The organism is Paenibacillus sp. EB106-04-04-XG159, from assembly GCF_058791835.1.
Genome location: NZ_JBYTDY010000011.1, coordinates 143557 through 166396 on the forward strand (window position 1 = coordinate 143557; position 22840 = coordinate 166396).

22 protein-coding genes and 1 riboswitch are annotated in these 22840 nt (G+C 47.8%); of the genes, 1 reads left to right on the forward strand and 21 read right to left on the reverse strand.

What is annotated here, in order from left to right; translation table 11 throughout:
- Window positions 1-40 precede the first annotated feature (40 nt).
- From ribE to AC3WTP_RS15185, 15 genes are all read right to left on the reverse strand, one after another.
- A complete protein-coding gene (gene ribE, locus AC3WTP_RS15115; protein WP_492395452.1) occupies window positions 41-715 on the reverse strand; it encodes a riboflavin synthase in 675 nt (224 codons plus the stop codon).
- Complete coding sequence (ribD, locus tag AC3WTP_RS15120) at window positions 700-1842, reverse strand: bifunctional diaminohydroxyphosphoribosylaminopyrimidine deaminase/5-amino-6-(5-phosphoribosylamino)uracil reductase RibD (protein ID WP_492395453.1); 1143 nt, start codon at window positions 1840-1842, stop codon at window positions 700-702. Before ribD ends, ribE begins: the two co-directional genes overlap by 16 nt.
- A 328-nt stretch (window positions 1843-2170) precedes the next feature.
- Window positions 2171-2325: riboswitch (FMN riboswitch) on the reverse strand.
- A gap of 219 nt (window positions 2326-2544) precedes the next feature.
- The gene (locus AC3WTP_RS15125; protein ID WP_492395454.1) at window positions 2545-2808 is read right to left on the reverse strand and encodes a hypothetical protein; all 264 of its coding nucleotides are present in this window, start codon (window positions 2806-2808) and stop codon (window positions 2545-2547) included.
- Window positions 2809-2908: 100 nt separating this feature from the next.
- Window positions 2909-3337 carry a peptidylprolyl isomerase gene (locus AC3WTP_RS15130; RefSeq protein WP_492395455.1) on the reverse strand — a complete coding sequence of 143 codons (429 nt, stop codon included), beginning with the start codon at window positions 3335-3337 and terminating at the stop codon, window positions 2909-2911.
- Window positions 3338-3483: 146 nt separating this feature from the next.
- Window positions 3484-4815 carry a diaminopimelate decarboxylase gene (gene lysA / locus AC3WTP_RS15135; RefSeq protein WP_492395456.1) on the reverse strand — a complete coding sequence of 444 codons (1332 nt, stop codon included), beginning with the start codon at window positions 4813-4815 and terminating at the stop codon, window positions 3484-3486.
- A 129-nt stretch (window positions 4816-4944) separates the two neighbouring features.
- Window positions 4945-6606 carry a spore germination protein gene (locus AC3WTP_RS15140; RefSeq protein ID WP_492395457.1) on the reverse strand — a complete coding sequence of 554 codons (1662 nt, stop codon included), beginning with the start codon at window positions 6604-6606 and terminating at the stop codon, window positions 4945-4947.
- Window positions 6607-6846: 240 nt separating this feature from the next.
- Window positions 6847-7602: an RNA polymerase sporulation sigma factor SigF gene (sigF, locus tag AC3WTP_RS15145; RefSeq protein WP_492395458.1), complete on the reverse strand. Its 756-nt coding sequence runs from the start codon at window positions 7600-7602 to the stop codon at window positions 6847-6849.
- A gap of 11 nt (window positions 7603-7613) precedes the next feature.
- Window positions 7614-8042, reverse strand: coding sequence for an anti-sigma F factor (spoIIAB, locus tag AC3WTP_RS15150; protein WP_492395504.1), 429 nt, complete (start codon window positions 8040-8042; stop codon window positions 7614-7616).
- 23 nt (window positions 8043-8065) lie between these two features.
- Window positions 8066-8419, reverse strand: a complete 354-nt coding sequence (gene spoIIAA, locus AC3WTP_RS15155) for an anti-sigma F factor antagonist (RefSeq protein WP_492395459.1) — start codon at window positions 8417-8419, stop codon at window positions 8066-8068.
- Window positions 8420-8508: 89 nt separating this feature from the next.
- The gene (locus AC3WTP_RS15160; RefSeq protein WP_492395505.1) at window positions 8509-9642 is read right to left on the reverse strand and encodes a D-alanyl-D-alanine carboxypeptidase family protein; all 1134 of its coding nucleotides are present in this window, start codon (window positions 9640-9642) and stop codon (window positions 8509-8511) included.
- 348 nt (window positions 9643-9990) lie between these two features.
- Window positions 9991-11319, reverse strand: coding sequence for a pyrimidine-nucleoside phosphorylase (locus AC3WTP_RS15165; protein ID WP_492395460.1), 1329 nt, complete (start codon window positions 11317-11319; stop codon window positions 9991-9993).
- A gap of 63 nt (window positions 11320-11382) precedes the next feature.
- On the reverse strand, window positions 11383-12216 hold the full coding sequence (locus tag AC3WTP_RS15170; protein WP_492395461.1) for a purine-nucleoside phosphorylase: 834 nt from the start codon (window positions 12214-12216) through the stop codon (window positions 11383-11385).
- 45 nt (window positions 12217-12261) lie between these two features.
- Complete coding sequence (deoB, locus tag AC3WTP_RS15175) at window positions 12262-13443, reverse strand: phosphopentomutase (RefSeq protein ID WP_492395462.1); 1182 nt, start codon at window positions 13441-13443, stop codon at window positions 12262-12264.
- Between the two features lie 68 nt (window positions 13444-13511).
- Window positions 13512-14453 (reverse strand): tyrosine recombinase, encoded by a 942-nt coding sequence (locus tag AC3WTP_RS15180; protein ID WP_492395463.1) that lies wholly within the window; start codon window positions 14451-14453, stop codon window positions 13512-13514.
- A gap of 84 nt (window positions 14454-14537) precedes the next feature.
- On the reverse strand, window positions 14538-14774 hold the full coding sequence (locus tag AC3WTP_RS15185; protein WP_492395464.1) for a DUF4227 family protein: 237 nt from the start codon (window positions 14772-14774) through the stop codon (window positions 14538-14540).
- Window positions 14775-14988: 214 nt separating this feature from the next.
- Here AC3WTP_RS15185 and AC3WTP_RS15190 point away from each other — a divergent pair, with 214 nt between their 5' ends.
- Window positions 14989-16305, forward strand: coding sequence for a S8 family peptidase (locus tag AC3WTP_RS15190; protein ID WP_492395465.1), 1317 nt, complete (start codon window positions 14989-14991; stop codon window positions 16303-16305).
- 117 nt (window positions 16306-16422) lie between these two features.
- Here AC3WTP_RS15190 and fur read toward each other — a convergent pair whose 3' ends face one another.
- The 6 genes from fur to AC3WTP_RS15220 all read right to left on the reverse strand — a co-directional run.
- The gene (gene fur / locus AC3WTP_RS15195) at window positions 16423-16890 is read right to left on the reverse strand and encodes a ferric iron uptake transcriptional regulator (RefSeq protein ID WP_492395466.1); all 468 of its coding nucleotides are present in this window, start codon (window positions 16888-16890) and stop codon (window positions 16423-16425) included.
- Window positions 16891-17019: 129 nt separating this feature from the next.
- Window positions 17020-17637: a stage II sporulation protein M gene (gene spoIIM / locus AC3WTP_RS15200; protein ID WP_492395467.1), complete on the reverse strand. Its 618-nt coding sequence runs from the start codon at window positions 17635-17637 to the stop codon at window positions 17020-17022.
- 108 nt (window positions 17638-17745) lie between these two features.
- Entirely contained in the window at window positions 17746-18936 is a 1191-nt protein-coding gene (locus AC3WTP_RS15205; RefSeq protein ID WP_492395468.1) for an endonuclease Q family protein, read from the reverse strand.
- A 23-nt stretch (window positions 18937-18959) separates the two neighbouring features.
- On the reverse strand, window positions 18960-19547 hold the full coding sequence (locus AC3WTP_RS15210; RefSeq protein WP_492395506.1) for an NUDIX hydrolase: 588 nt from the start codon (window positions 19545-19547) through the stop codon (window positions 18960-18962).
- A gap of 267 nt (window positions 19548-19814) precedes the next feature.
- Window positions 19815-20456, reverse strand: coding sequence for an NUDIX hydrolase (locus AC3WTP_RS15215; protein WP_492395469.1), 642 nt, complete (start codon window positions 20454-20456; stop codon window positions 19815-19817).
- 140 nt (window positions 20457-20596) lie between these two features.
- Window positions 20597-22840, reverse strand: a 2244-nt coding sequence (locus AC3WTP_RS15220; protein WP_492395470.1) for an S-layer homology domain-containing protein, incomplete at its 5' end; no start/stop codon positions are given.

Here is a 22840-nt window from a genome sequence, read left to right on the forward strand (position 1 = left end):
CGAACATATATAAACCCTCAAGCTTGGTTAACTGCTACAATTAGATAAAGCCGTTATCCGCCAAGAACGCCATACTCAGCCCAGAAGAACGAGTACTCTCCGTTGTTTCTTCCGACTGTTTGCTTCCATATCGAAGCAGGTGCTCGACATACTTGCCTAATATATCGCATTCAATATTTACCGTATCCCCCGGCTGCTTATGCTGCAGCGCGGTTTGAGCCAGTGTATGCGGAATGATGGAAACTCCGAATACGCCATCCTCTGCCTTCGTTAAGGTTAAGCTGATACCATCTATCGTGATGGAGCCTTTCGGAATGAGGTATTTACCAAGATCAGCGCGTTCCGCCTTAAATTCAAACACAACCGCATTCTGATCCGGCGTTCGCCGCGTAATCACAGCGATGCCATCCACATGTCCTTGTACGATATGCCCGCCAAATCTGCCGTTCGCCGCCATCGCGCGTTCCAGATTGACTGGCGAGCCTGGTGCCAGATCCTTCAGGTTCGTATGCCTGTACGTTTGAGGCATCACATCAACCATGAATGAGCTTCGATCATAAGCGGTTGCTGTCAAGCAGACGCCGTTAACCGCGATGCTGTCGCCTAGCGCGATGCCTTCCAGCACCTTCTTCGCACGAATATGCAGCACCATCGCCTCGCCGCGTCTTGTTATACTTTGCATCGTTCCGATCTCTTCGATTAATCCGGTAAACAAGTCTCCCCCTCCTCTCTGTGTATTCGGTTCACGGGGTATCCGATTACGACGATATTGTCATCCAGCATCTCTACCTGGATACGTTCTAGTTCAAGCGCTTCGCTCATCAATTCCGGTCCTTCAAAGCTAAAGCTCCCTGGTGCTGATGGATGTCCGACAATCTTCGGAGCCATCATCAGTACGACTCGGTCGATTAGTCCCGCCTTCAGCATGGAGCCATTCAGGCGACCTCCGCCTTCCAGCAGGACGGAGCCGATCTCACGCTTCCCAACCTCGACCATCGCCGCGGCCATGTCGACCTCTTCGCCGTCATTGACAGCGATAACTGTAACTCCACGCTGTTGCAGAGCCTCTGTCTTAGCCGCATCCGCGCTATTCGTCGTCAGCACCCATGTTTCCGCGTGGTGATCGGTTACGACCTTGGAATCCAGCGGCAAGCGCAGCTTGGAATCAACGATGATGCGGACTGGATGCAAGGCAGGCACCGATAGGCGTGTCGTCAAGGACGGGTTATCGGCTAATACGGTGCCGATTCCGACCATGATCGCCTGATGGCGGTGCCGCATCGCATGAACATGTTCACGAGCTGTGTCATTCGTGATCCATTGGCTATGCCCGCGATGCGTGGCAATCTTGCCGTCGAGCGTCTGAGCTGTCTTCATCGTCACATACGGCATTCGCGTCGTAATATACTTCGCGAACATCGAGATCAGACGATGCGCTTCACGCTGCAAGACTCCTACGGCGACTTCAATGCCGTTGTCCTGCAGCAGCTTGACGCCGCTGCCAGACACAACCGGATTCGGGTCAGTGCACGCGATAACTACGCGTGACACCCCCGCTTCAATCAGGCGCAAGCTGCATGGCGGCGTCTTGCCGTAATGGCTGCACGGCTCAAGCGTTACGTAGGCCGTTGCCCCCGCAGCATGCTCTTGCGCCATGCGAAGCGCATGCACCTCGGCATGGCCTTCGCCGCGCTTGAGATGTGCGCCGAAGCCGACTACTCGGCCGTCCTTCACGATCACGCAGCCTACTGCGGGATTAATACTTGTTTGGCCAAGTACGCGTTCAGCCATGTCGATCGCCAATCTCATATAGTATTCATCATTAATAACGGGCTGCAGCATGAAGGACGCCTCCTTTAATTCCCGATCGTCTGTACCTTTATGCTTCACCTTCGGGGTAATTCAATATGTACGGCATATTGAATCCATACAAAAAGCCCTACGGAATAGGTTCCGCAGGGCTGGGTCGTCATCGATTCAGGATTGTACTCTTTTTCACGAAGCATGCTGACTCCAAATAGAGTTCTGGCATAGAGCATATTCAAATACATTGAGGCCCTAAGCAAACTTCGCCTAGATGCACACAAAGTCATACACCAATCGGATAGGCATATGTTTGAAGTGTGAAAAAAAGAACTATATAAGGTCAAGCGAAAGCTTAACCGATCCTGACTCCCTTCTCCCATCCAGACTATACTGTCGGCTCTGGAGTTTCACCAGATCCACCGCTTGAATGCTTCGATTCGCACGGGTCACGGACTAAGAATGAACGGCTGTCCACTCATCACCGCCGGTCGGGAATTGCACCCTGCCCTGAAGGTTTGTCATATTATGAAAAAACAAGTATGAATGAAAAAGTTACTATTGCAAAGCAAGTTTAACACCAGTCCCGCAGTTTTGCAACCTTGCATATCACTTTCACTATTTCCAAAGTTAGGAATATTACATATGCAAGCTCATATAAACATTGCTATGAGGAATCTCATAGCGACGCCTTGAAAAAGCCGAATATTCCACAACGATCCGCAACGCAGCAGCTAACAGCTATAATGGCATAAGTTCCTTGCGTTCCGCAAGCGGCTTGCACTCTTTACATAATCCAACGATAGATCCGTTATGATCAGCATAGAATGTCAGCTTCTTAACCTTATGCTTGCAATTAGAACATTTCTGATCACCTGCGATCGGCTTCTTATAGGAATGAATCGATACCACCTTAGCATTAGCAGATCGGCGAGATCGAATTCTTAACCACACGATTACGGATACCGCGATTAACAAGCCGCAGATGATCCATAACAACGCCATGACTTACACCTCTTTTACGAAGTAATGAAATTCCGATCTACAGCAAACCCCTCCGCTGCACGAGGCATGAGAGGGGTCTGCACAATTTATATTTACATCATTACTTTACTTCAACTGTTTGCATTTTGTCGCCTTGCTTGATTCCGTCAACGATATCCATGCCTTCAGTCACCTGACCGAATACAGTGTGAACGCCGTCCAGATGCGGGAATGCGCTGTAGCAGATAAAGAATTGGCTGCCGCCTGTGTCTTTACCAGCATGAGCCATGGACAACGCGCCGCGAACGTGCTTATGCGTATTGCCTTTAGTTTCGCATTTGATCGTATAGCCAGGGCCGCCTGTGCCAGTTCCATGCGGGCATCCGCCTTGAGCTACGAAGTCTTTAATGACACGGTGGAAAGTCAATCCGTTATAGAAGCCTTCATTGGCTAATTTCTCAAAGTTTGCTACTGTTCCAGGAGCTTCGTTCTCAAACATTTCGATGACGATCTGGCCGCCCTTTTCCATCGTGATTGTTGCTGTTTTCATTATGATAAACATCCTCTCTAATCTGCGATATGTAGACATCCTTAACAGTATATCACTGGATTATCGTTGAACACAACAGCGCCTTGATCAGCACAGTCGGGAGTTCTCCCGAGCTGTCGATCAAGGCGCGATCTAATCCTGAATTGTTACACATTAACGGGTTGTTTCTGCAAACGAGCAGGAACCATGTCCTTGCTCACGATATCCGCATGTGTTTCGCGGCCTACAACGAGATCTGCTTGACCTTCTCGTACGAATACGACTGCCGGCCTGCGGATTCGATTGTAGTTGCTTGCCATCGCATAATTGTAGGCACCGGTACAGGATACTGCCAGCAGGTCATTCTGGTTGACACGCGGCAGGTTAAGATCCCATATCAGCATATCACCGCTTTCACAGCATTTGCCGGCTATCGAAACAACCTCAGTCGCTTTTTCCGTCGCGCGATTCGCGAGCAGCGCTTCATATTGGGAATCATACAATGCAGGTCGCGGATTATCCGTCATTCCACCGTCAACAGCTACGTACTTGCGTACGCCGGGGATCTCTTTTACAGAGCCGACTGTGTATAGCGTAGTTCCCGCATCGCCGATAATGCTGCGGCCAGGCTCAACCCAGATCTCCGGCAGCGTGTCATACAATCCAGTAAAATGCTGCTTCACCGCGTCCGTAATAGCTTTCACATAATCGGATACGGCAAGCGGTGTATCTCCCTCCACATAGCGAATGCCGAAGCCACCACCCAAGTTGACGACTTTGAAGCTGATTCCGCTCTGTTCCTTCACCTGACGAGCAAACTGGCCTACTCGCTCTACTGCCAACTGAAAGCCTTCGACCTCAAAGATTTGCGAGCCGATATGGGAATGAACACCCAATAACTCTAAACTCTCTGCAGCAGCCGCTTGCTTCACTGCTTCAAATGCAGATCCATTCTCGATATCAAAGCCAAACTTCGAGTCTGTTTGACCTGTTGAAATATATTCATGCGTATGCGCTTCTACACCAGGAGTTACACGGAGCAGCACATTCGCTTTACAGCCGCGCTCTTTCGCCATTGCGTTAAGGAGATGAAGCTCCGTAAAGTTATCAACGACGAAGCAGCCAATGTTGGCATTCAGCGCCATTTCGATCTCATCAGGTGTCTTGTTGTTTCCATGAAAATGAATCCGCTGTGCTGGAAATCCTGCTTGAAGTGCCGTATATAACTCGCCATCGGACACTACGTCAAGTGATAATCCCTCTTCTTCAATCAGTCTGCACATCGCCATGACGCAGAATGCCTTGCTGGCATACGCAACTTGAAAGTTCAAGCGAGATGCGCGGAACGCCTCCATGTACTGGCGGCAGCGTTCTCTAACTAATGCTTCGTCCACGATGTACAGCGGGGTACCAAACTGTGCTTTCATGTCCGCCGTATCAACGCCGCCAATTGCCAAATGACCTTGTTCATTTATTACGCTGGTTCCGTGTAAGTACATTGATCCATTCCCCATTTCCTATACCAATCCCATTATTATTCAGAGTATAACAAGAATGCTGTAGGCGGAAGAATGGACAAATGCGCGCAACATTTGCATTTTTTAGTAACCGGTATGTCCATTTCCTGCTTACTTCTTCGCCTTACGCATCTTCGTGTTATCTCTCGTCTTATTGAAGCTCGGACGATCCTTGCTGTACGTCACCGGAAGACGTACTAACACATTATACATGGCTTTGGCATTAAAAGGAATAAACGGCCACAAATAAGAAGAATTGTACGAGCGATGGGTAGCAAGCCAGACGACAAACAACGTAATGCCAATGACCAAACCGGGTACCTTGAATATGGTGACAGATATGAGCAGCAGCAATCGTACAATCCGATTCGCTAACGACAGCTCGTAGCTTGGTGTCGCAAACATACCTATACCTGCAACGGCGGTGTATAATATTACCTCTTGAACGAATACCCCTGTCTTAACCGCGACATCACCAATTAATATAGCTGCTACTAAGCTCATTGCTGTAGCGAGCGGCGTAGGGGTGTGAACAGACGCCATCCTCATCAGATCCAAACCGAGCTCAGCGAGTATAAACTGCATCAGAAGCGGCAGTCTACCCGTTTCGTTCGGACCTAAAATCGTCAATGCAGGTGGTTTTAAACCGGGCTCAGTAACGAGCAGCAGCCACAGCGGAAGAAGGAACAGAGAGGCGAATATCCCGATGAATCTGACCCATCTGAGATAGGAACCAATAAATGGTGTCTGTCTGTTTTCTTCCGCATGCTGACACAAATCAAAGAATGTCGTAGGCATAATCATGACAGATGGCGAGGTGTCGACCATCAGAACGACACTTCCGTCCAGCAGATGCGCAGCCACAGTATCCGGGCGTTCCGAATAACGAACTAATGGATACGGATTCCAGCCCTTCTTGAAGATCGCTTCTTCCAGCTGCTTATCTGCAAGCGGCAATCCAAATAGATCTACCTCATCAATCTTCTTGTTTACATTCTTGACAAGCTTAAGATCAGCGATATCGTCGATGTACATCACGACGACGTCTGTTTCTGTACGTCGGCCTACTCTCGTGATCTCGACCTTTAACCCTGGGTCACGGATCCGTCGACGAACAAGTGCAATGTTCTGCATTAACGATTCGGTGAAGCCGTCGCGTGAGCCGCGAATAACCTTTTCTAGAGATGGCTCTTCCGGTCCGCGCGCTGGATATTTACGCGTATCCATGACGATAGCGGCACCTTCATGATCGATAAACATCGCACTGTTGCCTTGCAGTACCTTAGCAATGACCACGCTCAACTCTGTTACTTTTTCCGCTTGCACGTGAGTGATGTAGGTTTCGATATACGACTGCAGCAAGTTGGCGTTGATCTCCTTCTTATCTAACAGTGATAACCTCATCAGAAACAAGTCCATTAAGGGTTCATTAGCAAAACCTGACAAGTAGTACAGAGCCATCTTACGGTTCGAGAACGACAGCTCACGGAAATTGACGTCAAAGTTATCACCTAAACCAGCGACATTTGTCAACATTTTCTTACAATCGGATAAGTGCCGCGGTATTGTATCGTTACCCTGCCAGTATAAGACAGATTCCTTTAGACTGTTAGCATATTCGCTGCTTTTTAATTTCTGAAGCGCCTGTTCTTCTGACTTGCTGAGATGATCAGACGATATGCTGTTTTCGTCATAAGCTTGCGCTTCAGGCTGATCTTGTTGTTCCTCTTTCTCTGATGCCTCCGGATCGAATCCAGGTGGCTTGTTGGACATCTCATCATCCTCCTCATCCATATCGGCTTGCGGCCATAAGGCCTATGTAGCCTATGTACATCCTCTCATCCCTCTTAGTATGGATCTTTGCCTTCAAGTTCATGAGCGGGAATGCCAATTAGTTGAGGATTGCTGACAACGGGGGGGGGCTATTCGAAAAAGTAAATTAATTTTGGCAAAATTAAAGAGCAGCCCATTAGTCATTATTTATGACTAATGGGCTGCCCCCAGTAAGTGTAGTTATTGTGCGATCTGCGACTTAATTAACTGCAATATCTTCTTCTCCAGCCGCGAGACCTGCACCTGAGATATCCCAAGCCTGCTAGCGACCTCCGACTGTGTCTGATCACGGAAATAACGCAAATATACGATAAGACGTTCTCTTTCGCTCAAGCCCTCAATCGCTTCATTCAAAGCGAGCTTGTCAAACCAGCGTTCCTGTGATTCATCCGCGATCTGATCCATTAAGGTGATAGGATCTCCATCATTCTCGAACACCGTCTCATGAATGGAAGTAGGAGGCTTATTCGCTTCCTGTGCAAAGACAACATCCTCTGGCGTAATTCCAAGCTCATCAGCTACTTCTTTAATTGTAGGCAGACGATCGAGCCGTTTAGATAGCTCGTCCTTCGTCTTGCGCACTCGATTCGCCATTTCTTTCAATGAGCGGCTAACCTTCAACGTCCCATCATCTCGCAGAAAACGTTGAATCTCACCTATAATCATCGGAACCGCATAAGTTGAAAATTTAACATCGTATGACAGATCAAATTTATCAACTGATTTCAACAAACCGATGCAACCGATCTGAAATAGGTCCTCCGGCTCGTAACCCCGATTCATAAAGCGTTGCACGACCGACCAGACCAGTCGAATGTTACAGTTAACGAGCCGATCTCGAGCAAGTGTATCGCCCGATTGACTCAACGCAATGAGACGCTTGACTTCCGCGTCGTCCAGATATGTGTTTGACGATTGCTTCAAGTCGACCTCCATGGCATCAACCCCTAATTATAGAGCGCCTTTTTCGATTCAATCCGCTTCTTCATGCGAATTGTTGTACCTAGGCTGAGCTCGCTGTGAACCTCAAACTCATCCATGAAATTCTCCATAATCGTAAAGCCCATACCTGAACGTTCCAAGTCTGGCTTAGAAGTGAAGAGCGGCTGTCTTGCCATGTCCAGATCCTCAATTCCTCGCCCATCATCCTTCACAGTAATCGTAACCGACTCCTCTTCAATGATTGCGGAGATCGTTACAATACCGTTGGGATCATTGTCGTACCCATGAATGATGCAGTTTGTGACTGCTTCCGAGATGACGGTCTTCAAGTCCGTCAATTCTTCTAATGTCGGATCGAGCTGGGAAACGAAGGCCGCCACCGTTATGCGTGCAAATGCCTCATTCTCCGAACGGCTCGCGAATTGCAATGTCATGTGGTTCGTTCCTGAATTAGCCACTATGATACGACCTCCAGACCGTTTAGCGCCATGCGCTCGTTATCATAAACACTTACAATCTTGAACATCCCCGACAATTCGAACAAGCGGCGAACCGCTGGGTTCATCTCACAGACGACCATCTTGCCGCCCTTCGTCTTGATCTGCTTATAGCGGCCCAATACGACTCCAAGACCAGAACTATCCATGAAGGTAAGCTCCTTCAGGCTAAGCACTACATGGTTCACCTGTCCTCGCTGAATCGCTTCATCCAATTGGATGCGCACAAGTTCTGAGGTATGATGATCCAACTCACCGCGTAAACGAGTAATTAATATGTTGCGATGCTGTACTAACTCCACATGCAAATTCATCCGTCTCACTCTCCTCCCGAGTTGCCGTAATGATTCGCTATCGCTACAACCAATTCCTGCATGGTGACAAAACTAGAAGCATAACGCCTTTAGTTGACAAAAAACAACTTGCCCGTCGTCCGCTTGAAAAGTGTCCACCAGCCAGCTTTCTCTATGGCTTCGGTTGATTCGACAGGATATTCCCGTATCGCCTTATCACCCTGGTAGACGACGATCTTGCCAATATTCTGTCCAACAGTCACCGGGGCTTTAATCGACTTCGGCGCCTGCAGCTCATAGCGTATCTTGCTAGCGTCTTCGCCCTTCTTCATAAGCAGATTGTACGACTGCTGAGCAGAAAGGTTCAGCTTCTCCTTCATGCCTCTTTCAATCGAAACGGTACCGATCTGATCATCCTTTTTGACCAAAGGAACACTCATGTATTGAGCAAATGCATAATCGAACATCTGGGTTACTTCCGCATTGCGAGTCTTCGTATTCGGTTCGCCAAGTACAACTGCGACAACGCGCAGATTGTCACGCTTGGCGGTTGCGGATAGGCAGAACTTAGCTTCTGACGTATAGCCCGTTTTCAAGCCGTCAGCCCCTGTATAGAAACGTACCAGCTTGTTCGTATTCACGAGCCAAAACTTTTTACTCGTATTTTGACGAAGATAATCTTCGTATTTTCCCGTGTATTTCGTCACTTCAGGGTATTTCATCAGCGCTTGCGACATCAATGCAATATCGTGCGCTGAACTATAGTGGTTATTCGCTGGCAGCCCGTTACAGTTCGCAAAATTCGTGTCATTCATGCCTAGCTCTTTCGCCTTGGCATTCATCATCTGTATAAAAGCCTGCTCCGAACCGGCTATCTTCTCTGCCATAGCGACAGATGCATCGTTGCCCGATGCCATAGCAATCCCTTTCATCATCTCTTGAACAGTCATTTCTTCACCAGGCTCAAGAAAGATTTGTGAACCGCCCATCGAAGCAGCATATTCACTAGTGCTGACCTTATCAGTCCATTTCAGCTTGCCATTATCGATTGCTTCCATAATCAGAAGCATAGTCATGATCTTGGTTATACTAGCAGGTGGTAGACGGTCGTGACTATTCTTCTCAAATATAATGGTGCCCGTATCCGCATCCAAAAGCACCGCTGAACGTGCGCTGGTTGCTAACTGCAGAGATTCTCCTGCTGTTGTCTCTGCTGGTACAGCTTCTGGAGTACCGGAAGACATAACAGAGGAGTCTATGGCTGGTACATCGAGCTGATATGCTGTCACTGGTGCCTGAAAGCCTATTGCTCCAATCAGACTTATACAGATGCATACGTAAATCCATCGATTCCATCGATTGTTACGGTTCAACATCGTTCCCTCCTAAAATAGCAATGATGCTGCAACTGCCCTCTTTGTAACTTAGAACTAATTTCAAAGATAACAAAAAGCCCAAACAGATGCGCCTTCTAACCATTGTCTCCTGTATCAAGTAAATTATTCCACATTTTACTCAAACCAAAAAAGCGACCTCCTCTCCTATGAATTGGAGGGAAAGTCGCCTTCAAAGTATCACAATATGAAGCTAGATCAAACAAATCGCTCTACACCTGATTTGGTTACAATTGCATATACAAGCGGCTTCGCACCGATAGGATCTGGATTGATCCGATATGCATCCACGATCCGTTTACGTGCATCTTCAACACGTCGGTCATCGTTCACGTGCATAATGGCCAGTACATCGCCCTTATGCACTGCATCCCCAACCTTCTTGCGAAGATCAAGTCCGACTGCCGTATCGATGATGCTTTCCTTCGTTTCACGTCCTGCGCCAAGCAGCATCGCTGCGATACCGATACTTTCCGCTTCAATCGAGGACACATAGCCACTTATTTCAGCGACCACTTCGATACGGTTAGCCGCATGCGGCAGTTTATTCGGGTCCTCGATCATGGATACATCTCCGCCCTGCCACTTCACCAGCTCTTTTAGTCGCTCCAATGCTGTGCCGTCAGAGATGTGCGATTCCAGCTTGGCTCTCGCTTCATCGATCGATGCCGCCTGACGACCAAGCACCAACATATGCGAGCCAAGAATCATACACAGCTCGTGCAGATCTTCCGGACCTTCGCCGCGCAGCGTGTAGATGGCCTCTTCCACCTCTAACGCATTCCCGATCAGATGACCTAGCGGTTGATCCATATCAGAAATAATAGCGACAGTGTCACGTCCTACTTCCGTACCGATATCCACCATTGCCTGAGCAAGCGCGATAGAATCATCCAGCGTCTTCATGAATGCGCCGCTGCCCGTCTTCACATCGAGCACGATCGCATCAGCGCCTGCCGCTATCTTCTTGCTCATCACTGAGCTTGCAATCAATGGAATGGATTCTACGGTAGCGGTTACATCCCGTAGGGCATACAGCTTCTTGTCCGCAGGCGTAATATTGCCGCTCTGTCCGATTAAGGACACTCCTATCTTGTTGACCTGCTCGAAGAATTGCTCACGAGACTGCTCTACTTGATAACCAGCGATCGCTTCAAGCTTATCGATCGTTCCACCGGTATGACCAAGTCCACGTCCAGACATCTTGGCTACTGGAACACCTGCTGCCGCTACCATCGGCGCCAGCACGAGCGTCGTCTTATCGCCAACACCGCCAGTCGAATGCTTATCGACCTTGATCCCTTTGATCGGGCTCAGATCGATCTGATCGCCTGACTTCGCCATTTCCAATGTAAGCTGGGCGGTCTCCTGCGCATTCATACCCTGGAAGCAGATCGCCATCGCCCAAGCTGAAACCTGATAATCAGGTACAGTTCCATTACTATAGCCCTGTATCATAAATGAAATCTCTTCGTTCGTTAAGGTCTGCCCTTCGCGTTTCTTATGGATAATATCCACAGCTCTCATCAACAGCACCTCCTATAATAATAGAAAACGATCAGATCAGCCGAATTATTCAGGCAGTCAACCTTACGCCATTGCAGGAATAATGCTGACGACAAGCTCAAGGAACTGCGCTTTCACTTTCTCTGCTGTTTCCATGACTTCAGTATGCGACAAAGGCTGATCCAAGATACCTGCTGCCATATTACTGATACAGGAGATCCCCAGCACCTCGATGCCAGCATGACGTGCAACCAATACTTCGGCTACCGTCGACATTCCCACCGCATCAGCTCCTAGAACACGCAGCATGCGAATTTCTGCAGGTGTCTCATAGTTCGGTCCGAGCATGCCTGCATATACCCCTTCTTTGAAGATAAACCCTTTCTGCTCCGCTACCTGTTTCGCGATACCGCGCAGTCGCTTGCTGTAAGCCTCGGACATATCCTGAAAACGCAGCCCAAGCTGATTATCGTTTGGTCCGACGAGTGGATTCAACCCTTGCAAATTCAGATGGTCGCTGATCAGCATCAGATCGCCTGCTTGATAAGACGTATTCACACCGCCAGCTGCATTCGTAACTAACAGCTGCTTGACGCCGATTGCTTTCATGACACGAACAGGGAATGCAGTCATCTCCGGACCGTATCCTTCATACATGTGGAAGCGGCCTTTCATCAGGACAACCGGACGCCCATTAATAGTACCGATGAGCAGTTCTCCAGCATGACCTTCAACAGTCGATTGTGGAAAATGCGGAATATCACCGTACGCAATCGTCACAGGATTCTCCACCAAGTCAGCCAATACTCCAAGTCCTGAACCAAGTATTAGGCCAACTTCTGGCTCTATTGTCGTTACACTGCGGATATACGCCGCTGCTTCTTGAATATGTGAAAAGGAAATCTTAGACTCACTCATATTATTACTCCTTCATGTACCCATTTAATATACCATTCACTTCAACTATAGCTCGTTCAGGAAGCTCCGTCCGATCTTCGGCATCGCCGCATCGAAGTTATCGGCAATTGTCGCACCCAGATCAGCAAACGTCTCACGAATGTCCAACGATCGTCCTGCTGTGATGGACGGACTGTACATTAATAACGGCACATACTCACGCGTATGATCTGTGCCTGGGTGAATAGGATCATTGCCGTGATCGGCCGTGATCACGAGCAGATCGTCAGGACCGGTCAGTTCCAATAGTTTAGGAACGGCGGCATCGAATTCCTCTAATGCGGAAGCGTAGCCTTCTGGATCGCGGCGATGTCCATACAAGGAGTCGAAGTCAACAAGGTTAGTGAACAACAGTCCCTCAAAGGATTGGCCCATCTGCTCGATCGTTGTCTCAATACCGTGGGCATTGCTCTTCGTCGGATAGGAAGCTGTAACCCCTTCTCCTGTGAATATATCGTTAATCTTCCCGACTGCGACAACAGTTTTGCCCTTATCCGTCAATGCGTTCATAACGGTTGGCTCCGGCGGCTTCACGGCATAGTCGTGGCGATTCGGCGTACGCTTGAAATTGCCTGGCTCACCGACATATGGCCGCGCTATAACGCGTCCGAGCGTATACGGCTCTTCAAGCGTAAGTCTGCGCGCAATCTCGCAGCCGCGGTACAACTCTTCCAGCGGGATCACGTCTTCATGCGCTGCAAGCTGGAACACACTATCGGCTGATGTGTATACGATCCAAGCCCCAGTCTTCATCTGCTCCTCGCCGTACTCTTTAATGATCTCTGTGCCAGATGCCGGCTTGTTCCCGATAACTTTACGTCCGGTCTCCTGCTCGAATTGCTGAATCAGCTCATCTGGGAAGCCGTCAAATACATTAAACGGGGTCGTAATATGTAATCCCATCAGCTCCCAATGGCCTGTCATTGTATCCTTGCCCGCCGAGATCTCCGCCATCTTGCCATATATACCCTGTGGTTTATCAACTGGCTTAACAGCTCCTAAGTCAGCAATGTTGCCTAGACCGAGACGCTGCATATTCGGAATTTGGATTCCGGGAACACGCTCCACGATATGTCCAAGTGTATGAGAGCCCAAGTCTCCAAACTTCTCGGCATCAGGAAGTTCACCGATTCCTACACTGTCCAATACGATTACAATGATACGACGAAACTTTTTGTTCATGCCCATCACTCCTCTATTTCATATGGTGTATTCTGCGTAGATTGACGGTTTCACATTCTTCATTGATGAAGTGGTTAAAGGTCCGTCTTACTCTTCGCATAGGCTCTAGGATGTGCCATTGTATAGACATCCTTCATGTTATGACGCTTGTCCGAAACTACAGCATATCTCTGTGTCGTAGCAGCATCCGCATGGCCTAACAGTTCTTGAACAGCGTGCAGATCAGCGCCATTATTCAGCAGATGTGCCGCAAATGACTGACGAAGCGTATGAGGGGTTAAGGATATATCCAAGCTCAGATCGGCAGCGTACTTCTTCAGCATCTTCCAGAAGCCTTGACGCGTCAAACGCTGTCCGCGCATATTCACAAACAGCGGCTTCTCGTCTCCTGCCTTGTTGTCTGCCTCCTCCGTTACCCATTCCGATCTGGCATGCTCCAGGTAGTTCTGTATCGCTTCAATCGCTACCTGTCCTAACGGGATTACCCGCTCCTTACGGTTCATGATACAACGGACAAATCCCATCTGCAAATGAACATCTTCGCAATTTAATGCGATCAGCTCTGTGATGCGCATCCCAGTTCCATATAAGGTTTCTAGCATTGCGCGATCGCGAATCCCTTGAGCAGAATGCGGATCAGGAATGTTCAACAACTGCTCCACCTGCTCAATCGTTAATAGAGTTGGCTGCTTGCGTTCTGTACGAGGCAGTTCAATCTGCATCGTCGGATCCGTAACCGCATCACCTTCCTTGATCAAGTACATATAGAAGGATTTCACCGCCGCTTTGTGGCGCGAAATAGTTGATGCAGCTCGTCCGCTAAGCCTCAACTGTCCAAAATAGTGCCGCATATGCACACCCGTTACTTGTGAGCCATCCTCCAAGCCTTCTGTCCGAACATGCGAAATAAAGGATCGCACATCTCGCTCATAAGCATCCTTCGTATGAGGCGAGAGATAACGATCCTCCGTTATATGATGTAAGTATTGCTCCAATTGTTGTTCTATTCGCGACATAGACTCCGGTCTCCCTTAAAGCATTCACTGGATTTATTAATATTGTACACCAGTCAAGGACCGAAGGCGAACGATAAGTATGACTTATTCCCCCAGCCAATAAAATAATCGTAAGCGCTCAGAAAACGTAGCTGGATCCATGGTCATATTGGGGTCATGATGAAAGGCCTTAACGGCCCTGCCGTGAGGTTCTCGATACTTGTCCACCGGCGCAATCCATACGTTGATCGTGTTCAGCAGCTCGAACATCAGATATGTGCCTATAATAAAAATAGATACGAATTTCATGCGCGACATCCATCTTCTGACTGAAATGATCATAAACTGACCTCCTCGGCTAGACTGAACTCTCCAATGCGCTGCTTGTCATCTCTCACATGCTACGAATAACGTATGAACGAACAAGCCCTTATATGACATGCGGCAAAAGGATTAGGTTCATGTCCATTACCCTTCCGCATGTATCCTCATACGATATAGTCACATCGATGCTAATAAAGCGATATCTCCGTTTATTGTGGGAGGTTTAATGCGGATGGCCAGATTGCCTAACATGTTAACTGCGGCAGTGCACAGCACGCCTTCTCGCGACACGATTCGCAAGATGATCTTTTTAAAGGATCGCCAATCATATAAGCTGTGTGTCAGTGCTCTAAAACAGCAAGGCATCGTCCCTGTTAAGCAAGTGGAAGCGGCCAATATGCTATGCTGCCATTTTGACTGCACCATGCCGTTGTATCCACTAATCCATCATCCCAGCATCAGGCGAATTGAGACCGATATTAGAGCTAAGATACATCGTATATCTCATAAGAAGAGCTCCACTGCTGGAGGAGAATCGAAAGCAGCACGAATTCCTTGGGGCCTTAAGGATATTCACGCACCTGAAGCATGGAGAGCATCACGAGGACAAGGTGTTAAGATCGGAATTATTGATACAGGAATATCCCGCCACCAAGATTTGGTTATTGCGGGTGGGTATAATGCAATTCGAAGAAACCATTCCTATGAAGATGACAACGGACACGGCACTCATGTTGCAGGTATCGCAGCCGCTGCTGGAAGAATGAATATGCCTTTTGGAGTTGCTCCTAAAGTTTCATTGTACGGCGTTAAAGCACTGGATAAACAAGGGGACGGATTTCTCTCCGATATCATTGAAGGTGTAGAATGGTGTATTGCGAATGGCATGAACATCATCAACATGAGCCTTGGCCTTGACGGACCCAGCCATTTACTGCGCGCCTCTATTCATAAAGCGTACCACAAAGGCATTATCGTGATCGCTTCTGCTGGCAACAGCGGCCCTAACAATCTCACCATAGATGAGCCTGCAATCTACCCTGAGGTTATTGCTGTAGCGGCAACCGATCGTAAAAAGCATATTCCCTCATTCAGCAGCCGAGGATACGGTATCGATGTCAGTGCGCCAGGTGATAGGATCATATCAACGAATCATAAGCAGGGATTCTCCATTGATTCAGGCACATCAATGGCAGCGTCTCATGTCAGCGGCACAGTCGCGCTCATTCTAGCGGTGGATCCAACGATTACGCCGGATGGTGTAAGAGAGCTGCTGAGATCGACAGCGCATCGCCTGCCAGATATAAGCGAGTACGCGCAAGGCGCTGGTATCATTGATGCGAAGCAAGCTGTGCAAGCAGCCGATTCCAGCGCTGCATCTGACAAACGCCGCCGCAAAGTAATTCCAGCTCACATACCGAATACTGCATCAGCAGCGAAAGCCGCTGCCGCACAAGTTAGTCAGCGACGAAGCCGTGTTTATTATGCTTCTACACCGAATGCACTCATCGTATCGTCTACTAGCCGGAAAAGGAGACGCAAACGATGAACGTTATCCCGTTCAATAGTTAAGAGCCACGGACTGTAGGTCCGTGGCTCCTCTTATGTCACCATCTGTACACAGATGGAATCCGATCAATAGTAAGTATGCAAGCTTCTATATAAGTTACTCTTGTCCGTTCAGCTTATCGTGCTCTTTCTCTTGACAGTTCTTGCATATGCCTTGGAAGTCAAGTCGATGGTCAACAACTTGAAATTGAAATTCTTCCGCAAGGCGCTCCTCTAAAGGACCTAACCAGTCTTCTAGCACTTCTTGCATGCTGCCGCACTGAACACATATCAGATGATGGTGATGGTGCTTCGTGCTGTCACCTCTTAGATCGTACCGAGCTACACCATCGCCGAAATTAAGCTTATGAACGACATGCAATTCGCTTAACAATTCTAATGTACGATACACGGTGGCAAGACCGATTTCGGGTGCTTTCTCCTTTACGAGCATGAATACATCCTCTGCGCTCAGATGATCTTCTTCATTCTCTAACAGTACGCGTACAGTAGCTTCACGCTGAGGTGTCAGCTTGTATCCTTGGGATTGTAATTGTTGTTTAATCTTCTCAATCCGCGATTCCATGGTCTCCCCCCTTGCCGCCTAGCCGTAAATCGACTAACTTCTATCATTATAGGCGTTGACAGCAACGAGTGTCAAATCATTTGCTAGAAGTCAATTGCATTACTTTAGTGAGCGTCTGTAATGATTATATTATCGAATGACTAAAGAAGAGACCCAATGCATTAATATCGGACTAACCCAGGTAACAAACGCTGCGACCCCAATCAATCCAACTCCTGAACCTGCTTGAACCAACGCATAATCAAGAAAAGGCTGCTTAATGGATCTCAACTTCGGCACGAACAGCCGATGCTTAAGAATATGTAATGCGAATGCGATTGAAGCTACACTCGCCATGAGCAGGAGAGGTATGGCAAACATATTTTGCGGCGCAACGGCAGCCAGTGCAACAAAGACGCCTTTCCAAGAATACTGGGAAACGAGCGTGCCAACTGTGAATCCAATCAGCACTCCTTTTAGAAAATCAACGATCAGTACTAGAGGAAATCCGATAATGGACAAGCCAAGGAGCGCTATGATACAAATCCAACGCCAATACATCCAGAGGGAGTCCCAAAAGCTTAGGCCCTCTTCAGATACACTGACATTGACAAACACCTGACTAACCTGCCTAGATAGTTCTTCCTGCTGCTCCAAGGTTAGGGCATTCACAAGTATGGCGCCGAAGATGACGCCTACAATGAATAATACCGATACAAAAATATAAAGGTGAACATACTTGCGCACATTAGGGATCATGGATGGCATCGCGACAGACTCCCTTCAAAGGTCAAGGTAAACTGTTGGATCAGTTCATACTCCTACCAATGTATGCGTGAGCCTGTCCTCATATGCACACTTAGCCATTATCCGACTCTATTGTCTGCTTACTACTTTCCCGTACTTTCCGCCGCCACCGCTCTGAATGATTAAGCGTCCTTCTCGAGCACTCACAATCCGCTCTGCCAGCACTTCTCCAACTGTATCTGTCAGCTGTGACGGAGTAGCACAGTGGAGCACATTCATCTCCGTTCCGTATTGATCGAGTAAACGGTTCAGCACACTTGGTCCAATTCCCGGTATATGCTCTAGCGGAACCTGATGAATGTAGGGCGGACGCAGCAATGCTTGCTGCTGTGCTTCTGTCTCGCTGCGATCCGCGATTCGATCAATTCGATCCGCAACACCCGCAATCTGACGAGCGCTGCCGCATGATGGACAGGAGGCTAGGTCAGCACTCGGCATCAGATGACCGTTAATACAGGTCGTCCGATGATACTTGCCTAGCAGCGGATTCAAGCCATAGTTAGCTGCAATGCACCGTCCCGCATCCTGTCGCAGCGCCTTCTCCCACTCGGAAAATGTAGGCTCTGCCAATAGAAGCGCATTGTATTCACGCGCGATCTTAGCCAGCGAATGAGCATCTGAATTCGTCAGAAAGGAGTAGCTGTCCAACTCGGACAGATGCGAAGCCATACCTGTATCAGCGCTCAACCCAAGCTCCACTCCGTCTATAAGCAGCTTATCCGCAACATCAGTGATACGATCGCAGCACGAGCCATACAAGCTCTTATGCGGAGTAAAGATGTGAGCGGGAATAAACACCCCGCCTCTAGCAGCAGTCTCCTCCTGCAGTTCTCTCCAAGTCACATAAGCGCGCTGTGTCGATAGGTTCATGTTCCGAATATGCCTCGACAACCAAGCGGAGAAATGCTTCATCGCTTCCATTGTGGGCATATAGCATAGGACATGCGCCGGACCGAAGCCCGGTTCCTTCAGTTCGATCTCCGCACCCAGCAATACTGTCGTTCGGCGATATCTAATTCCTCCACCAGAGAGCTCGATCATCTCGCCATTGTCCAATAGCTGCTCAATATCCTGCAGGACGCCTGGTGCATGGCAATCGATGATGCCGATCAGGTCAAGACCCTTTCGTTCAGATGCCTCATGGGCAATGGCCTCAAATGTCAGCTTTCTGCTTCCGCTAATCTTGACGGGTCTGCCTGTTGAAGTTGCGCCAATATGAATGTGAAAGTCCCCATAATGCATTTGAAGTGGTAATGCCATCGCTAATATTCACTCCTATAATATTACACAGGCCAACTGCCAGTCAGCTTGTACAAATGCCATGCATAGAGCGCATGGATCGTCTTCGCATCATGTATTCTGCCTTGGCGCATCGCTTCATACGCTTCCTCTAGCGTCATTTCACTCACGGATAAGAACTCGTCTTCATCTGGATTCATTTTTCCCTCAATAAGATCTACTGCCGCATACACGTAAATGATCTCATCAGCAAATCCAGGAGATGTATAGTAAGAGCCTAATGGGATCAGCTTCTCGGTTGTATAGCCAGTTTCTTCTTCAAGCTCGCGCATCGCTGCTGCTTCAGGCAGCTCACCTGGATCCAGCTTACCTGCTGGAATCTCAATCTCGGATTTACCGAGCGGTTTTCTATATTGTTCGACGACAATCATCTTATCGTTGCGAATCGCCAGCACTGCTACAGCGCCAGGATGACGCACAATTTCTCGTGTCGCTTCACTGCCATTAGGAAGCTTCACTGTATCAACTTGGAGAGATATTATTTTCCCCTTAAAGATCGATTGCGTATCCACCGTCACTTCCTCAAACAGCGTTCCGTCACTCTTCGTGATAGGTTTATCAGATGGTTTCATCATACTCTCTCCTTTATATTCTGGAATCCTGTGAAATAAACACATAATTTCGTATCGATACACATACTCATTATAACAAATGAGCCTGTCCAATTCGAAGCTTGCAGCTGCAACGAAAGGAACGATTATAAATGAAGCTAATGAAATATGAATCGCAACTATGGATGAGTGGAACCAGCATGGAAGTTAAAGCTCAGCTCCGCCGTTTGATGATGCAAGCAGGGGAACAAGCCAAGGTGGCAGACATACTCCGAGATCATCGCCCTATTAAAATGAACCAAGCGAAAAACAGTTAATAGCTTCAAATAACTGCCGATAATAACCCGGAGGATGCGGTACAAATTGACCCTGTTGAACATGGATAACATGATGGTCTGAATAGCAGCCTTGTTCGTCGATGCTGAATCCATATGCAGGGATGATCTGATCGCCTTCCTCCATTAGTACATGCGCATATTTCATGGATATCCAATAAAGTCCTGATACTTCTTCTAACTGTACCTTATACTCCTGTAAAGGTTTATTGCATCTCAGTACATGTACGTGACTGAACTCTCGATCCATCCCCCTGTTCGGCAACTCACTTTCTTCTAGATACATGCCACAGCTCATAAGCTGACCGAAGCTGACTTGAAGGCCAAGCTCTTCTTCCAGTTCACGTACACCATCTTCAACAGTCTCCCCTGACTGTAGATGTCCTGCACATGAGATGTCGAGTAAGCTAGGAAATGTATCCTTCGAAGGATGCCGAAGCTGGAATAGAAGCTGCTGCTCATCGTTGAATTCATTAATGATCCAGCAGTGAAAAGTTTGGTGCCATAAGCCTAATCGATGGACATCGCTTCGGTTTGCTGTTCCAATCCCGTTCATCTGTCGGTCATATATATCAAATATTTCTACATTACCCACAATGATCACTCCTCTTGCCGTTTATTATAGCATGGCGTAATGTCGATCGAGGAGAAATGCAGAGTGATACACCCTTGCTGGATAAAAAAAGCTCCAATCCAGTCAAAAGAGACCGAATTGGAGCAATTGAATATTGATGCTTATGGATAAATACGTACTGGTTTAACTTCATCCCAGATTTCCGTTTCATCCTCTTCTCTTGCATATTCATGATGGTTGGTTGCCTCAAGCACATCGAGGTAGTACCACTGACCAGGCAAGTTGTCCGGCCATTGGATCGTATCCTCATGCAAGCCGTCAGCCGTTACTTTACGGTTCAGAACGCTGTTGATGAAGGTCATTGCCTCTGCACGCGTAATATATTGGTCTGGCTTGAATGTTCCATCTGGATAGCCTTTGATCCATCCTTTGTTAGCAGCTGAAGCAATATACTTCTCAGCCCAGTGACCGGAGATGTCAGAGAACATCGTGTTCGGTCTCTCATCCAGCTTATCGAAGCGAGCCGCAATTGCCGCAAATTCTGCTCTTGTGATCGAGCGGAATGGATGGAAGGATCCATCTGGATAGCCTTCGATGATACCTGCGTTCTGCATCGTAGAGATGTACTTGTTGGACCAGCGTGTTGCTTCTACATCTGAGAACGTATTGGTCGTCTTCATGTACGTTTCACGACTCTCATCATCCATCAGACGATAGAATATAGTTGCTACCTCTTCGCGGTTGATCAACTGCTTAGGTTTGATCAGTCCGTCAGGGTAACCTTGAATATAGTTGTAATGATTCTCAAGATCGAGCACAGGCGGTTTCGGTGGTAATGGTTTCACTGGCGGTCTAGGATCTACAGTAGGCGGAGTATACGTATTTTCATAATAGAAGATATACTCTTGACCTGCTGCCTCCGTGATCTTATAGTTTGCGCTGCTTACCAGAGCACGGTAGTTGTTTATCGACTTCGCCTTCAGCTCTATCGTTGATCCAACCTTGCCACTGAAGGCTTGGGATTCAGCGAGTACGCGATTCGTGCCTTTCTCCAGATACTTAACCGTTACGTTCTGTACTTCTTCCTTAAGATTGTAGTAGAAAATAAAGGACTGTTCCGGACTATTCGTTACGGTGTAAAGGTCGCTATACAGCTCAGGAGCGTAGACAACCTTGGTAACGGTCTGCCCACCGTCAGGGTTGTATACAGCCACCTCAACCGTAATATCGCCTGCTTGTAATCGAAGCTGCTGTCCTTCATATCCACTGATTAGATCTGCTGCTTTCAAATGTTCACCTGTGCTGCGATTCACGTAGAACACATTTACGTCATACTTTTCAACCGGTTCGTTAGATACGAAGTATTTGAAATTGTACTCTTGTACTGGTTCAGCAGTGAATGTATACACATCGCTTGTAATTTCAGGTCGGTATGTTACACCTGATACTGTCAATTGCCCAGCAGTCAGGGTGATCTGGTCACCTTGTTTACCGATTAATTGCTCTGGAGCGATTAACTGTGCCCCTGTTACCCCATCCAAGTGGTTGACAATCAGCTTCTTATCTTCATTTGGAGCTTCATTCTTAATGTAGTTGAAGATATAAGTTTGATTCTCTGCCGCAGTGAATGTGTAGCTGTCGCTTGCCAAAGTAGGCATGTATCCTTCTACAGTTGCCGCAACTAAATCTACCGTACCATAGGTGACACCTGTTACAGTTGTTGATGCTGCCAGTTCAGTCGTTGTGCCTTGCTCCATGTACTTCACGGTCAGTACTTGTTTGTCAGCCGTGTAGTAGAAGGTAACTACTGGACGTGATTCAACATGGAAGAAGTATTCTTGACTTTCTTCCTCTGGAGTATATCCGGGAATAACAGCTGCCTGCAGAACAGTAGTCTGATTCATCTTACCAGGTACGATATCAGCTGATTTCAGAATACGCTCAGTGCCCTTTTCTAAATACTGAACAGTTACCGATAGATCGTTAGCTGTGTAGTAGAAGATGAAGGTCTGATCTTGCTCAGCTGTGAACTGGTAGGTCATATTAGTAAGAACAGGTGTGTAGCCATCGATCTCAACAGCAGTCAATTCAATTGTGCTATTAGTCGCTCCTGTGAATACTTCTTCGCCCTCCAGTACTTTATCCGTTCCTTGCTCCAAATACTTAACAGTAACCTTCTGCTCTGATGCATTGTAGTAGAACGTGTACGTCTGATCAGCTGCTGCTGTGAATGTGTACGTATGTGTCGCATTCACTGGTGTGTAGCCCGCAACCGTTTCAGCAGTCAAGTCTACTGTTCCAGCGGTTACTCCCTCGAACTCAGCTTCATCAGCCAGCACTTTGTTTGTGCCTTCTTCGAGGTATTTCACTGTTACCGTTTGCTTATCTGCTTTGTAGAAGAACGT